This window comes from Christensenella massiliensis (assembly GCF_040409835.1).
GTDB classification, from domain to species: Bacteria; Bacillota; Clostridia; order Christensenellales; family Christensenellaceae; genus Christensenella; species Christensenella massiliensis.
On sequence record NZ_CP117826.1, the window covers coordinates 2,274,221 to 2,288,473 of the forward strand.

13 protein-coding genes are annotated in these 14,253 nt (G+C 50.2%); 10 read left to right on the plus strand and 3 right to left on the minus strand.

The genetic code is table 11. From position 1 onward, the window contains the following. The first annotated feature begins 357 nt into the window (after positions 1 to 357). From PUP29_RS11155 to PUP29_RS11170, 4 genes are all read left to right on the plus strand, one after another. Positions 358 to 1,623: an L-rhamnose isomerase gene (locus PUP29_RS11155; RefSeq protein ID WP_353423347.1), complete on the plus strand. Its 1,266-nt coding sequence runs from the start codon at positions 358 to 360 to the stop codon at positions 1,621 to 1,623. Positions 1,624 to 1,697: 74 nt separating this feature from the next. Further along, positions 1,698 to 3,203 carry a rhamnulokinase gene (locus PUP29_RS11160; RefSeq protein WP_353423349.1) on the plus strand — a complete coding sequence of 502 codons (1,506 nt, stop codon included), beginning with the start codon at positions 1,698 to 1,700 and terminating at the stop codon, positions 3,201 to 3,203. A gap of 23 nt (positions 3,204 to 3,226) precedes the next feature. Further along, complete coding sequence (locus PUP29_RS11165; RefSeq protein WP_353423350.1) at positions 3,227 to 4,096, plus strand: hypothetical protein; 870 nt, start codon at positions 3,227 to 3,229, stop codon at positions 4,094 to 4,096. 433 nt (positions 4,097 to 4,529) lie between these two features. Then, on the plus strand, positions 4,530 to 5,807 hold the full coding sequence (locus tag PUP29_RS11170; protein ID WP_353423351.1) for a DUF2971 domain-containing protein: 1,278 nt from the start codon (positions 4,530 to 4,532) through the stop codon (positions 5,805 to 5,807). Between the two features lie 12 nt (positions 5,808 to 5,819). On the opposite strand, the gene PUP29_RS11175 is transcribed toward PUP29_RS11170, so the two are convergent. From PUP29_RS11175 to PUP29_RS11185, 3 genes are all read right to left on the minus strand, one after another. Then, positions 5,820 to 6,221, minus strand: coding sequence for a recombinase family protein (locus PUP29_RS11175; protein ID WP_353424078.1), 402 nt, complete (start codon positions 6,219 to 6,221; stop codon positions 5,820 to 5,822). Between the two features lie 603 nt (positions 6,222 to 6,824). After that, positions 6,825 to 7,823, minus strand: coding sequence for a GGGtGRT protein (locus PUP29_RS11180; protein WP_353423353.1), 999 nt, complete (start codon positions 7,821 to 7,823; stop codon positions 6,825 to 6,827). A gap of 14 nt (positions 7,824 to 7,837) precedes the next feature. Continuing rightward, on the minus strand, positions 7,838 to 8,530 hold the full coding sequence (locus tag PUP29_RS11185) for an iron-sulfur cluster assembly scaffold protein (RefSeq protein WP_079545744.1): 693 nt from the start codon (positions 8,528 to 8,530) through the stop codon (positions 7,838 to 7,840). A gap of 254 nt (positions 8,531 to 8,784) precedes the next feature. Between PUP29_RS11185 and PUP29_RS11190 the strand changes: the two genes are divergently transcribed. From PUP29_RS11190 to PUP29_RS11215, 6 genes are all read left to right on the plus strand, one after another. Beyond that, a complete protein-coding gene (locus PUP29_RS11190; RefSeq protein ID WP_434542807.1) occupies positions 8,785 to 9,693 on the plus strand; it encodes an alpha/beta hydrolase in 909 nt (302 codons plus the stop codon). A gap of 11 nt (positions 9,694 to 9,704) precedes the next feature. Continuing rightward, positions 9,705 to 9,917, plus strand: coding sequence for a zinc ribbon domain-containing protein (locus tag PUP29_RS11195; RefSeq protein ID WP_079545741.1), 213 nt, complete (start codon positions 9,705 to 9,707; stop codon positions 9,915 to 9,917). Positions 9,918 to 10,054: 137 nt separating this feature from the next. Then, positions 10,055 to 11,245: a PLP-dependent aminotransferase family protein gene (locus PUP29_RS11200; protein ID WP_079545739.1), complete on the plus strand. Its 1,191-nt coding sequence runs from the start codon at positions 10,055 to 10,057 to the stop codon at positions 11,243 to 11,245. Between the two features lie 20 nt (positions 11,246 to 11,265). Then, positions 11,266 to 12,498 (plus strand): tyrosine--tRNA ligase, encoded by a 1,233-nt coding sequence (gene tyrS / locus PUP29_RS11205; protein WP_353423357.1) that lies wholly within the window; start codon positions 11,266 to 11,268, stop codon positions 12,496 to 12,498. Next, positions 12,498 to 13,133 carry a YigZ family protein gene (locus PUP29_RS11210; protein ID WP_079545736.1) on the plus strand — a complete coding sequence of 212 codons (636 nt, stop codon included), beginning with the start codon at positions 12,498 to 12,500 and terminating at the stop codon, positions 13,131 to 13,133. The genes tyrS and PUP29_RS11210 overlap by 1 nt, the downstream gene beginning before the upstream one ends. A gap of 28 nt (positions 13,134 to 13,161) precedes the next feature. Then, positions 13,162 to 14,226 carry a branched-chain amino acid aminotransferase gene (locus tag PUP29_RS11215; RefSeq protein ID WP_079547776.1) on the plus strand — a complete coding sequence of 355 codons (1,065 nt, stop codon included), beginning with the start codon at positions 13,162 to 13,164 and terminating at the stop codon, positions 14,224 to 14,226. Positions 14,227 to 14,253: the final 27 nt, after the last annotated feature.

Sequence of the window (14,253 nt, forward strand, 5' to 3'; positions counted from 1 at the left end):
GTCAAGATATTTAAAGTTTTAAGAAAGAGAAGACGGCTTCCTGCAGCCGCGGAAACAATATTGCCTGTATCATAAGCAGTTTTTAGAGTGCTTTAAAAGAGAAATGTATTTTTGAGAAACAGGCAATAATATGAAATTTTTTCGCAATTATCTATATTGCAAGCGCGGGAGGCAGGCGTATAATAGAAGTAGAATCCAGACGATAAGAACCCAACTAAAAAGAAATATCGATTAGGCAGAGGAACGCTGTTTGCCCCATGGGACAAATGGCCCTGAAAAAATCGTTAAAACGGTTTAATACCCGGAGTATATTTCCGGCTTGCGACAAGAGAGAAATAATAGAAAGGATACGGGAAGATGAAGAAAGAAAGCATAATCAGCCAATATGAAGCGGCAAAGGAACGTTTTGCAGAGCTCGGAGTAGACACAGATGCGGCGATGGACGCGCTGGACGCAACAGAAATATCGATGCATTGCTGGCAGGGAGACGACGTGATCGGTTTCGAGGGAAGCGGGCAGGAGCTTTCAGGCGGCATCCTGACGACAGGAAATTATCCGGGCCGTGCGCGTAACGCAGAAGAACTCCGTGCGGACTATGAGAAAGCGTTTTCGCTCATCCCCGGGAAGAAGCGTGCGAATCTGCACGAATTTTATCTGGAGACAGGCGGCAAATTTGTCGACCGCGATGAAGTAGAAGTAAAATATTTTGAAAACTGGATGCAGTGGGCAAAGGAACAGGGCATCAATCTGGACTTTAACACGTCCATGTTCTCACATCCCAAAGCGGATGCAGGCTATACGCTGGCGAGCTATGATGAAGATATCCGGAAATTCTGGGTAGAGCATGGGATCCGCTGCCGTGATATCGCGGCGGAAATGGGAAAGCGTCAGGGAAGTCCGTGCGTGCTCAACCACTGGATGGTGGACGGCAGCAAGGACGCTCCGGTAGACCGTTATGACAGGCGCGCCCTGTTCATCAAGAGCCTCGATGAGATTCGTTCCAAAGACATTTCCAAGGATTATGTTCTGGACGCGATCGAGAGCAAGCTGTTCGGGATCGGTCTCGAGAGCTTTACGGTCGGCTCCGGCGAGCTTGCGCTCGGGTATGCGGTTTCCCGCGATATTCTTCTGACGTGCGACCTCGGGCATTTCCACCCGACGGAAAGCGTTGCGGATAAAGTATCGGCAGTCCTCCAGTTCCTCGATAAGATGCTGGTACACACGAGCCGTCCGGTTCGCTGGGACAGCGACCACGTTGTGCTCCAGAACGACGAGACGATGGCGCTGATGCAGGAGATCGTCCGCGCGAATGCGCTCCAAAGAGTCTATATCGCGCTCGACTTCTTCGATGCAAGCATCAACCGTATCGCGGCATGGGTAATCGGAACACGGGCTACACAGAAAGCGCTTCTGTCCGCATTGCTTGAGCCGCAGAAGCTGCTTCTGGATGCGGAGAGAAAAGGAGATACGACGTTCCGTCTGGCATTGGTAGAGGAAATGAAGAACATGCCCGTCAATGCAGTATGGGATTACTACTGCGAAAAGAACGGCGTTCCGGTCGGCATGGATTGGTTCGGCGAAGTAAAGCAGTATGAAAAAGACGTTTTGTTGGGAAGAGACTAAAATAGGAACGGGCGACCCCGGGTGATTTCGCCCGGGGCCGCTTCTTCTATTTGGTGTGAAACGGAGGAAACAGCATGGCAGTCAAACGGCATTTGGCATTCGATTTTGGAGCGGAGAGCGGACGGGCGATCGTAGGAAGCATTGAGGACGGACGGCTCACGATGGAGGAGATCCATCGTTTCCCTACGCAAAGTATGTTCGTGCATCATTCGCTGCGTTGGAATGTATATCGGTTTTATGAAGAAATCATACGGGGCATGCGGAGCTACGTCGCAAAATACGGTAGCGAGCTTGAAAGCATCGGCGTAGACACATGGGGTGTGGATTACGGCTTTCTTGCAGAGGACGGTACTTTGCTCGAAATGCCCTATCAATACAGAGACAGCCGTACCAACGGCACCGCTGAGTTCATAGAGAAAAAGCTTGGAAAGAAAAAGGTATATGATATTACCGGCATTCAGTTTATGAATATCAATACTCTGAATCAAATGATCTCGGTCGTGCGCGATACGCCGGACCGTTTTGACGGAGCGGTGGATATGCTGTTCATCGGAGATATCCTGCACTATCTGCTCAGCGGGAAAAAGGCGGCGGAATTTACAGTCGCATCGACCTCGCAGATGCTGGACGCATACAAAAAGGATTGGTCGGAAGAAATTTTCCAAAGCTTCGGCTTTCCCGATAAGCTAAAGACCAAAATGATTTTTGCGGGCGACGTTCTGGGCACGATAGACCCGGCGGTCGCGGAAGAAGTCGGCCTTGCTCCTGACGTGAAGATCGTCGTGCCGGCCGTACACGATACGGCAAGCGCCGCGGCGTCTATTCCGGCGGAGGGGGACGATTGGGCCTATATCAGCTCGGGAACATGGTGCATGGTCGGTGTAGAGACGGACGCGCCCGTTATCAACGATATGAGCTTCGCGCTCAATATATCCAATTCGGGCGGCAGCTTGGGAAAAAATCTTTTCCTGAAAAATGTGATGGGGCTGTGGATCATCCAGCAGTGCAAAAAAGCGTGGAACCGGACGATGCCGGACCTCGACTATCCGGAGATCGTGGAACGGGCTGTGAAAGCAAAGCCATTCGCGGCTTTCATCGAGCCTGACGACGATCTGTTCTTTGCGCCCCACGATAATATCGCCGCGATCGGAGAATATTTGGAAAGAACAGGGCAAACGGGCGTAGACCTCAGCGATATCGGAACCGTCGCGCGCATCGTATATGAAAGCCTTGCGCTGAAATACCGTTATGTGGTAGACTTGCTGAAAAAGGCGACGGGAAAGAATGTCGGCGTACTGCATATCATTGGCGGCGGTACCAAAAACGCGCTGCTCAACCAGTTTTCGGCGAATGCGCTGGGGTTCCGGGTGATCACCGGGCCGGCAGAGGCGACGGGAACCGGCAATCTCCTGCTTCAGGCGTATGGCTGCGGCGAGATCGGGTCGCTTCAGGAGCTTCGGGATATCGTGCGGAACTCGAATGATTTCGATGTATTCGACGCAGAGGAAGAAAGCAGGCGGGAATGGGCGCAGGCCTATGAGGATTTCAAACGGGTATGCGGTTTAGCGCCGATTGAATAGCGGATGCGCAGGAAGGAGACAGAATGAAAAATTGGGAGTTTCGTTTTTTCCTGCCGGGTGAAAAGCGGGAAGACGATGGAAAAACGTTCGGATTGACAGCAAGCGAATGCTATCCTGCGGACGCTGCCATGACGGTGCTGGGCGAAGCGTTCGGAGGAAGCTATGAGTCCGTGCTGAGCGGGCTCGAGCGGTATGCCGCTGATGCGAAAGAAACGATATACAGCGCTATGATCCTCTTCCGGGAGAATGTTGGCAACGAAGCATTCATCAAAGCGTTTTCTGCACTGTTTCCCGGTGTGCCCTGTGCGGGAGGCACAGCGGCGCAAACGGAAGAGCATGGGCCGAGAGTGCTGCCGGGAGAGGGAGAGGTGGCCGTAATGCTCGTGGGAGAGCCCACGCAGGTATTTGCAGGGAATGTGCATGAAAAGAAAGGCAGCGTCATGATCGAATGCGACGGCCGGTATGTCGACCGGATCGACGGCATGGACGCGGCGGAATGGTATCGCAGACAGGCGGCGCGGTATACGGACGGAACGGTTTGCTATGAACAGTTGACGCTTTCGGAAGACAATGGGAAAAATGTCCATTTTACGGAGCGGGACGGCAGACTTTACGCGAATGCGGCGTTGGATACGGAAGAGATCGAACTGCGATTTTCCACGCGGAAAGGGGCGCAGGAGGCGGCAAACCGGTTTGCCAATACGCCGAAAACGATCGTATTCGGCTGCGCGGGCGTGAATACGCTGCTTGACGAGCGGGTAACGATAGGAGAGGGAAGCCTCATCGGATTTTTGTTCAGTGAAGTGGTGACGCTCGGCGGGAAGCCGGCGTTTGCAAACCTGATGCTGTCTAAGATCGTGTTTGGCGGTGAGCCGAAGCAGTCACAGTCATAAAGCAGCTGCGGATTGCGCGGCATAAATGATAGGAAGAACGGCCCAGCCGCTTCTTGTGGAAGGTTCAAAAGGTTCCTGCCGATTTTTTGATATCGGCAGGAATCTTTTTTGATACATATCGGTTTATATACAAAATGAGACATATCATTTCAACGTAAAATACGATGGAAGAGATTTCGCGCAAATTTGGCATGAGACAAAATTCCCTGCGGAATCAGATTTTTCGGGTGATAGCTTATTTAAATTTTATAAGCCAGTCTCGTTTTTGCGCGATTCATCGCGCACATCTTGTGCCTGCTTTATTATGCTATATTAATATACCTTTTTAATGGAAAAGGTAATATTACTCTTAAAATGATTACCCCTTATTTTAGGAAGAACCGTATTTTTAACTCTGTCTATAGTATAATACATAGTAAAGGGGAAATAGATAATGAATAGTATTGAGAAAGAAATATGGGTTCGTGAACAATTAATAGACTGTTTTGAGAATCCTTCGTTGACTCCACAATTCTTGTTGCAGAAAAGGGAAAAGCTAAAAGGAAAAATTTACAAGTATTGCCCTATATTAGATGACGTAATTGATAAAAACGGGAAAGTGCAACATCAACAACAATATGCGATAGAGAATATTGAAAATTCAATATTGTATATGTCGAAAATTAAAAATTTTAATGATCCATTCGATTCATATGTCAGTTTTTCTATGGAAGCGGCAATTGGAAAAATTGTTGCGAAATCACTCTCAAACCAATCTTTCAATTCTTCTGTAGTTGAAGAATCAATACCTCTTTTGGTTGAAGGTATTCTAAATGATGGCTTTACTGAAGATGAACAAAGTCCAAATCTTAGTTATTTATTAGAAATAATGGAAGACATTCCAGAACTTTTGAAATGGGGGGATTTGACAGAGGAACAAAGAACAGCGGGAATGGTGAAAATGATGGGGAAAATTTTCCAAGATGGGATAAGCGGAAAAGCGGAAATAAATGATTTAGCTACTGCATGTTCAAACAATCCTGCATCAATAATCAGTGAAATGCTCCGGGGGATAATTAGCTATCCTCAACTGTTTGGTGTACAAGCGGAGTCCTTAGGATTGGAACAGATGAAGGAAGCTACAAAAGGGCTAAAAGCACAAATGAGCAGTCTTCGTCCAGAGATTAGTGAAGCAATTAAAAAAATGAGAGATACTATTAATAATACATTTTATGTAGCTTGTTTTTCTACCTCTTTTGATAATGCGCTGATGTGGGCGCATTATGCCAATAAGCATAAAGGATTTTGTGTGGAGTACGATTTAGAGCGAGCAAAAATTGATGACGATTTGCTCATAAACCTATTCCCGGTCATATATACAAAAAAACGAGCCATGGTTCCGGACAGCCTATTTAATTATTCTGATATGGAAAATATAAAAGTTTCTACAGACAATATTACTACAGTTGATTTGATACTTTCTCTTCTGCAAAAAAGTGATATTTGGCAATATGAGGATGAATGGCGGCTCATATTATATGATGAAATCAAAAAATTAAAAGATAGCAAATTTAGCGTTGATTGCATAAGCAAAATAGTCTTAGGGTGTAATATTGAACCCTATTACGAAAATCAGTTAGTTGAGCTTTGTCAGGAAAAGAAATTACAATTATCAAAAATGCAATTGGCAGAAACAGAATATAAATTGATAGAAAACCCAATTTTGGAATAATAAAGAAGCGAATTAAGCGGTTGCTTCTTTTACCCTTCTATAAAATGTATTCGGCTTTAGCCCCAATCGCTTCATGGCTGCGGCAGCTGTAATCTCTCCCGCGCGCCACTTCGCACATTCTGCTTGAAAGGTGTTCTCGTCGATTTGAATCATTGTTACTTGCCTTGCTCCTTCGCAAAATATGTCTTCGCGCTGGCATTCTAAAATGCAGTCTCTTTCAAGCTGTGCCATTGCCACAAATACCGTAAGCATAAATTGTCCCTGCGGCGTTGTCGTGTCGATGGATTCTTTTAAACTGACAAAATCCGCGCCTTTCTCTTTGAGTTCGTCCGCGAGGAAAAGTAAATCCTTTGTATTGCGCTTTCTACCACAATTATATCTCCCTCGCGCACAAAGTTCATCATCTTTTTTAATTCCGAGTGCGCGTTTGCGTTCTTGCCGCTCTGCTTCTCAAGATAGAGTTTATCCCCTAAGCTGTACGTCTTGCCGCGCCGTATTTTGTTTTTCCGTCGATACCCATATATATCCAAGCTTTGCCATTTCCGCATGCTTCTTTTCTTTGTGATAATTCAATCGTATTATAAGGGATATACATTCTATGTCAATAGAACGCAATCTTTATTGTAATATTTTAAAAAAGCAAAACCAATTCATATGAAATACATTTTTATCCCTTCGCGCTTTGCTAATAGAGTATACTTTAATGACATAAGAACATCTTTAGGCATTATTAGACTTAAAGATGATTACGCCTATACGATCGTCTGTAGCGCCCAATGGCTGCATTCCTTAAATTCTGCTGCCTGCAATCGTCGAGGGCTTGCAGTCATCTTTAAAGATCAATCCATTATCCTGCACCATGCTGATTTTTTCATTTGCGAAAGGCTCCCGCCATCATGATGATGTGTCCGATAAAAAAGTTAGACACATCACTTGTATTTTTGCACAAATGATGTGTCTAACTGTAAATCTAAAATGAATTGGCTTTTATTCGCCAAAAAACGGCTTTATGAAGCCTTATTTCATCGCTTCTTCCACAGCAACTGCCACCGCGACGGAAGCGCCGACCATCGGGTTGTTGCCCATGCCGATGAGGCCCATCATTTCAACGTGAGCCGGAACGGAAGAGCTGCCCGCGAACTGCGCGTCGCCGTGCATACGGCCCATCGTGTCGGTCATGCCGTACGAAGCAGGGCCTGCCGCCATGTTGTCGGGATGCAGCGTTCTGCCCGTGCCGCCGCCCGAAGCAACGGAGAAGTATTTCTTGCCGTTCTCGATGGCCCATTTCTTATATGTGCCTGCAACCGGGTGCTGGAACCGCGTCGGGTTCGTGGAATTACCGGTAATGGAAACGTCAACGCTTTCATGGCGCATGATCGCAACGCCCTCGTTTACGTCGTCCGCGCCGTAGCAGCGTACTTTCGCGCGGTCGCCGTCCGAGTATTTCGTTTCAGAAACGATCTTCAGCTCGCCCGTCGCGTAATTATATTCCGTTTCAACGTGCGTAAAGCCGTTGATACGGGAGATGATCTGCGCCGCGTCCTTGCCAAGGCCGTTCAGGATGACCTGAAGGGGCTCCTTGCGGACTTTATTGGCAGTTTTGGCAATGCCGATCGCACCCTCTGCAGCGGCAAAGGATTCGTGCCCCGCGAGGAAGCAGAAGCATTTCGTTTTTTCCTCCAGCAGCATCGCGGCGAGGTTCCCGTGGCCGAGGCCAACGAGGCGCTGCTCTGCGACGGAGCCGGGAATGCAGAATGCCTGCAGGCCGATGCCGATCGCTTCAGCCGCTTCAGAAGCCTTTTTGCAGCCCTTTTTGAGAGCAACGGCGGCGCCGAGCGTATATGCCCAGACCGCATTCTCAAATGCGATCGGCTGGATACCGCGCACGATGCCGTCTACGTCAAGGCCCTTATCGACCGTATATTGCTTGACCTCCTCCAAAGAAGTGAAGCCATATTCCTTCATGCACTTTTCAATTTGGGCAATTCTTCTCTCATAACCTTCAAATGTAACCATATCGATCGCCCTCCTTATTCTTTGCGCGGGTCAATATATTTGACCGCTTCGTCATACCGGCCGTATGTGCCGATGTTGTTCTGATATGCTTCTCTCGGCTCTACGCCGTTCCGGATATCCTCCATCATCTTGCCGAGACGTACGAACTTATACCCGATGACCTCATCGTTTTTGTCGAGACCCATCTCGAGGATATAGCCCTCTGCCAGCTCAAGATAGCGAACGCCCTTTTTGTTGGTGGAGAAGATGGTGCCGACCTGCGACCGCAGGCCCTTTCCAAGGTCCTCAAGACCCGCACCGATGGGCAGGCCGTTTTCGGAAAACGCGGTCTGCGTGCGGCCATAGGCGATCTGCAGGAACAGCTCGCGCATCGCGGTGTTGATCGCATCGCACACGAGGTCCGTGTTGAGCGCCTCAAGAAGCGTCTTGCCTACGATGGCTTCACCCGCCATGGCGGCGGAATGCGTCATGCCCGAGCAGCCGCTCGTTTCGATCAGCGCTTCCTCGATGATGCCGTCCTTCACATTCAGCGTCAGCTTGCACATACCCTGTTGGGGAGCGCACCAGCCTACGCCGTGCGTGAGGCCGGAAATGTCCGTGATCTGTTTGGATTTTACCCATTTGCCTTCTTCAGGTATCGGAGCCGGACCGTGATGCGGGCCCTTTTTCACGCATACCATTTCTTCTACTTCTTTCGAGTATTGCATGGGATTTTTTGACCTCCTTAAAATTTATTGCTTTCATAATAAAATACAAAGCTATACAAAATACATTATAGCATAGGAAAGACGGCAGCGTCATTATATTTTTGCGAATATTTTGCTCCCTGAATATACGAAAAGCAAGGACGGCGGTTGAATAAAAAGGCTGAGAGTGCTATTCTGGAAAAAAGGCACGGGAGCGGAAGGAGAAGATACGGGTGATTCCGGTCATCGTCATACTCGCTGCGGCCGCCGTATTCATGGCGGTCGTACTGACAGCGGCAAATAAGATATTCGACGTTGCGGTAAACGCGGGGAAAACAAAGGAAAAGGTGCTGAAGACCAACGCGAATAAAAATGCGGACGGCACTCCGAAGGAACGCTCTGAAAAAGAGCGGGCGAATGAATGGCTGCGGGCACAGGAGCCCGCGGTATGCCGCATGCGCTCCTGTGACGGCCTTGTCCTCGCGGCACACACGCTTCCTGCCGCACAGCCGTCTCACCTGTGGGCCTTTTGTATCCACGGCTTCTCCGGCAGCGGCCTTGGGCTGGGTCTTGCGGCAAAGCATTGGCATGAGCAGGGCTGGAATGTGTTCCTGCCCGACCTGCGGGGCAGCGGAGACAGCGAGGGGAGCTATTACGGCATGGGCTGGCTGGACCGCCTCGATATCATTCGCTGGATAAAAGAGGTCATTTTAAAGGAAGACCCGGAAGCGCAGGTCGTTCTGCATGGGGTCTCCATGGGCGCGGCGGCTGTCATGATGACTACGGGCGAGTCTTTGCCTGAAAATGTGCGCGCGGCAGTGGAGGACTGCGGCTATACGGGCGTATGGGAGGAATTTACGCTCCAGCTGAAAAAGGTGTTCGGGCTTCCGCAGTTCCCGATCATGCATATCGCAAATGTTATGGCAAAGCGCCGGGCAGGCTATTCCTTTCAGGAAGCCTCGGCAGTCTGTCAGGTAAAAAAATCTAAAACGCCTACGCTCTTTATCCATGGAGATAAGGATACGTTCGTGCCGTTCTTTATGTTGGACCAAGTGTACAGCGCGGCGGCGTGCGAGAAGGAAAAGCTGGTCGTGCACGGCGCACAGCATGGCGAAGCCGCTCAGCTTGCGCCGCAGCGCTATTGGGATACGGTCCATGCGTTCGTTGGGAAATATCTTGATTAAGGAGAGCTTCTATGGAAAAAACACAATATGTCTGTCCGAAATGCGGCTGCATGAGATACGAAAGCGACCAGTTTCAGGCAACGGGAGGAAATTTTTCTAAACTGTTCGACGTACAGAACAAAAAATTCGTTACGGTCAGCTGCGCGAAGTGCGGCTATACGGAGCTATATAAAGGAAAGACCTCGGACGGCTGGAATATCCTTGATTTTTTGGTAGGCCGCTGAAACTTAAAAATGAATAAATTGTTAAAAATGAGATCCGCGGCCCTGAAACTCGCAGGGGGCGCGGATTTTTGCTTGTATTTGCAATCCGTAGAAAGTATAATATAATGCGTATCATTATTTATATATGAGAAGGGCAGATGGAAAAGATGTATCGATTTGCAGAACGCTTTGACGGCGTGGGAGGAAGCGAGATCCGCAAGATATTCGGGCTTCTCGGCGTGCCGGGAATGATTTCTTTCGCAGGCGGGAACCCCTCGCCCGAGCTTTTTCCGGCGTCCACCATCGCAGATATCAGCGAACAGGTGCTTTCAGACGAGGGACGGTCTGTGCTCCAATATGGAGGAACGATGGGGATCCCGCAGCTGATCGACGTGCTGAAAGAAAAAAATAAGGGGCTCATGAAGGAAGACGACGATTTGATCGTGCTTTCCGGCTCGTCGCAGGGGATCGATTTTCTCGCGCGCACGATGGTGGAAAAAGGAGACGTCGTATTGGCGGAGTCTCCGTCGTTTTTGGGGGCGCTTCAAACGTTCCGGCTGGCGGACGCAGATGTAAAAACGGTTCCGCTGTGCGGAGACGGCCCGGACATCGGTGTGCTTGAAGAAAAAATAAAGCAGTATAGTCCCAAATTCTTCTATACGATACCAACCTTTCAAAATCCGTCCGGCATCACGATGAGCGCCGAAAAACGGAAGCAGGTCTATGAGATGTGCAAACGGTACGGGGTCCTGATATTGGAGGACGACCCTTATGCCGAGCTGCGCTACGAGGGGGAGCCTCTCCCGAGCATCAAGTCTATGGACGACTGCGGGCTCGTATGCAAACTTTCGAGTTTTTCCAAAACCATCTCTCCAGGTCTGCGCGTCGGCTATGCGGTCGCAAACAGGGAGATCATTGCGAAGTTCAACCTCTTAAAGCAGGGGGCGGACGTTCATACCTCCAATCTGTCGCAGGCGATCGTGCTGAAATTTCTCCAGCGCGGGCATTACGACGACCATGTGGAGATGCTGTGCAATACCTACAAGGAGCACAGAGACGCGATGCTTCGGGCGATCGACATGTATTTCCCGGATAATATAGCGTATACCCGGCCGCAGGGCGGGCTGTTCATCTGGGTCACGCTGCCGGAGGAAATGAATGCGCGTAAGCTGTTCGACGCCTGCGTGCTCGAAAAAGTAGCGTTTGTGTCAGGAAGCCCGTTCTTTGCGGAGGGAGGCCACGAAAACACGCTGCGGATGAATTTTTCCATGCCGGGCCTCAAAGAGATCGATGCGGGCGTAGACCGTATGAGCAAGGTGATGCGGCAGTATGAATATTTGACGAAATAACAAGAGGAGTATTAGGAACGATGTCGGAAAACGTTTTTGATATATTGGAAGAAAGAGGTTTTGTCAAGCAGACGACCCACGAAGGGCTGAGAGAAATGCTCGCTCAGGAAAAAGTAAAGTTCTATGTGGGCTTCGACGCGACGGCAGACAGCCTCCATGTCGGCCATTTCGTACAGCTGATGGCGATGGCGCATATGCAGCGCGCGGGCCATATCCCGATCATTCTGGTGGGGGGCGGAACGACGATGATCGGCGATCCAAGCGGAAAATCCGATATGCGCAGGATGATGACACGCGAGGTGATCGCGCATAATGCGGAGATTTTTAAAAAGCAGATCGGCAGCTTTCTCGACGTTTCCGAGGGAAAGGCCATCATGGTGGACAATGCCGATTGGCTTTTAGACCTCAATTATGTGGATTTCCTGCGGGAGATCGGCACATGCTTCTCCGTCAACAGGATGCTGACGGCAGAGTGCTATAAGCAGCGGCTCGAGAAAGGGCTCACATTTTTTGAATTCAACTATATGCTCATGCAGGCATATGATTTTCTGGTGCTGAACCGCAAATACGGCTGCACGCTTGAAATGGGCGGGGATGACCAGTGGTCGAATATCCTTGCGGGCGCGGACCTCATCCGGCGGAAGGAAGAGGGCAAAAAGGCGTATGGCCTTACGATCACGCTTCTTTTGAAGAGTGACGGAAAGAAAATGGGAAAAACGGAATCAGGCGCCGTATGGCTCGACCCGGAAAAGACCTCGCCATACGAATTTTATCAATATTGGAGAAATGTTGCGGATGCGGACGTCCGGACGTGTCTTTCGCTTCTCACTTTTCTGCCGATGGATGAGGTGGAGCGTCTTTCGTCTCTTCAGGATAATGAGATCAATGATGCAAAAAAGATACTTGCATTTGAGATAACAAAACAGGTGCACGGCGAGCAGGCGGCCTGTGAAGCGCAGAAAGCGGCGGAAGCGCTGTTTGCCGGCGGCGGCGAAGGGGGCAGCATCCCTACGACAGAGATCACCACGGCGCAGCTCGCGGAAAACGGCCAGCTGATCGACGTCATGGTCCTCTGCGGACTCACGAAGTCGCGCGGAGAAGGCCGGCGTCTGATCACACAGGGGGGCGTGCTCCTGAACGGGGAAAAGGTCACGGACGAATTCCGCGCGCTCAAAGAAGCGGACTTTGCAGATGGAGAAGCCATGATCAAAAAGGGAAAGAAAGTGTTCCATAAGGTGCTGATCCGCAGCTGATGATACCGAAACCCTATGTGTGCCTCGCACAGGAAGCGGCGAGCGAGCTCGTCATAAAAAAGTCGCGTTTTCTGTGCCGGCTTATTCCGGCAGAGACGGAAGAACAGGCGCGGCAGGAGATCGAAAAGGTGCGGAAAGAGCATTATAATGCCCGGCACAATTGTTTTGCCATGATCCTCGGCGCAAACCGGGATTTCGAGAAAAGCTCGGACGACGGCGAGCCGCAGGGAACGGCGGGCATTCCTATGCTTGAGGTTCTGCGCAAAAGCGGGCTCACCAATATCCTTGCAGTGGTCACACGCTATTTTGGTGGAACGCTGCTCGGCGCAGGCGGGCTCGTCCGGGCTTATAGCGGCGCGGTCGCACAGGCGCTTGAGGATGCACGGGCCGAACGGCATATCCCGGCGGAAGCCCTGCGCTTCCGGATAGACTATGCAGACTATGGAAAGCTGCAAAGCATCGCTTCGGAATATCGCGCGGCGCTCACCGCAGATTTCGGGGAAAAGATACAGGCGCGCGCCGTTTTCCGGCAGGAAGATCTCGGCGCGGTGGAAAAAAAACTGCGGGAAGCGTTTTTGGGTGCGGACATTTATGAAAAAGACGGCGAATGTTACATAACAGAGCCGGCGGAATAAATATTTTTATATGGCAGAGGAACTGAACATGGAGATCAAATTTTTACAAGCGAAAGAACTGAAGAAAAAACCGGAGGATGAAAGCAAGCTCGGCTTCGGCAGGATTTTCTCGGACTATATGTTTTTGATGCGGTATACCGAGGGAAAGGGCTGGCATGATGCGGAGATCAAAGAATATGAGGATTTTAAGGTATCTCCCGCCGCCACCGTATTTCATTATGGGCAGGAGGTATTCGAGGGGCTGAAAGCCTATCGTCAGGTAAACGGCGGTATCGCATTGTTCCGGGCAAAGGATAATTTCAAACGGCTCAACAATTCAGCCAAACGTCTTGCGATGCCGCTGATCGATGAAGAGCTTGCGCATAAAGCGCTGCGCGAGCTGATCGCAGTGGAAAAAGACTGGGTGCCGCATGAAAAAGGCACGTCGCTCTATATCCGGCCGAACTATATGGGCCTCGATCCGTTTATCGGCGTTGCAGCGGCAAAGGAATATGTTTTTTACATCATGACCGGCCCGGTCGGCGCCTACTATGCGCACGGGCTTTCTCCGGTCAAAATTCTGATCGAGCAGGAATATGTCCGCGCTGCAAAGGGCGGCATGGGCTTTGCAAAAACTGCAGGCAACTATGCGGCAAGCCTCATCGCAGGCGTAGAAGCGCACGAAAAGGGCTGTGATCAGGTGCTGTGGCTGGACGCTGAGGAACGCAAATATGTGGAGGAAGTCGGCTCCATGAATATGATGTTCGTGATCGACGGGAAATTGGTCACGCCGGATCTCGACGGAAGTATTCTGCCCGGCATCACGCGGGACAGCGTGATCACGATCGCGCGCGATATGGGGATTACAGTAGAAGAACGCAGGATATCGGTCGAGGAAGTGATCGAGACGGCAAAATCCGGCGCGATGAGCGAGGCGTTCGGTACGGGAACGGCAGCGGTCGTGAGCCCTGTCGGAGAATTTGTATACGGGGATGAAACCGTTACGGTCGCAGGTGGAAAAATGGGAGAGCTTGCTCTCGAATTTTACCGCATCCTGACGGGGATACAATATGGAGAGATCGAAGATAAATTCGGTTGGACGGAAACGGTCTGATTTCCCCGCCACTTTTTGGAGGTAAAT

Excerpts from the sequence above, each read along its gene's own strand:
- PUP29_RS11215 (WP_079547776.1), top strand. The coding sequence starts at position 13,162 with ATGGAGATCAAATTTTTACAAGCGAAAGAACTGAAGAAAAAACCGGAG.
- PUP29_RS11170 (WP_353423351.1), top strand. The coding sequence starts at position 4,530 with ATGAATAGTATTGAGAAAGAAATATGGGTTCGTGAACAATTAATAGAC.
- PUP29_RS11210 (WP_079545736.1), top strand. The coding sequence starts at position 12,498 with ATGATACCGAAACCCTATGTGTGCCTCGCACAGGAAGCGGCGAGCGAG.
- PUP29_RS11190 (WP_434542807.1), top strand. The coding sequence starts at position 8,785 with ATGGCGGTCGTACTGACAGCGGCAAATAAGATATTCGACGTTGCGGTA.
- PUP29_RS11200 (WP_079545739.1), top strand. The coding sequence starts at position 10,055 with ATGGAAAAGATGTATCGATTTGCAGAACGCTTTGACGGCGTGGGAGGA.
- PUP29_RS11155 (WP_353423347.1), top strand. The coding sequence starts at position 358 with ATGAAGAAAGAAAGCATAATCAGCCAATATGAAGCGGCAAAGGAACGT.
- PUP29_RS11185 (WP_079545744.1), bottom strand. The coding sequence starts at position 8,530 with ATGCAATACTCGAAAGAAGTAGAAGAAATGGTATGCGTGAAAAAGGGC.
- PUP29_RS11195 (WP_079545741.1), top strand. The coding sequence starts at position 9,705 with ATGGAAAAAACACAATATGTCTGTCCGAAATGCGGCTGCATGAGATAC.
- PUP29_RS11180 (WP_353423353.1), bottom strand. The coding sequence starts at position 7,823 with ATGGTTACATTTGAAGGTTATGAGAGAAGAATTGCCCAAATTGAAAAG.
- PUP29_RS11160 (WP_353423349.1), top strand. The coding sequence starts at position 1,698 with ATGGCAGTCAAACGGCATTTGGCATTCGATTTTGGAGCGGAGAGCGGA.
- tyrS (WP_353423357.1), top strand. The coding sequence starts at position 11,266 with ATGTCGGAAAACGTTTTTGATATATTGGAAGAAAGAGGTTTTGTCAAG.
- PUP29_RS11165 (WP_353423350.1), top strand. The coding sequence starts at position 3,227 with ATGAAAAATTGGGAGTTTCGTTTTTTCCTGCCGGGTGAAAAGCGGGAA.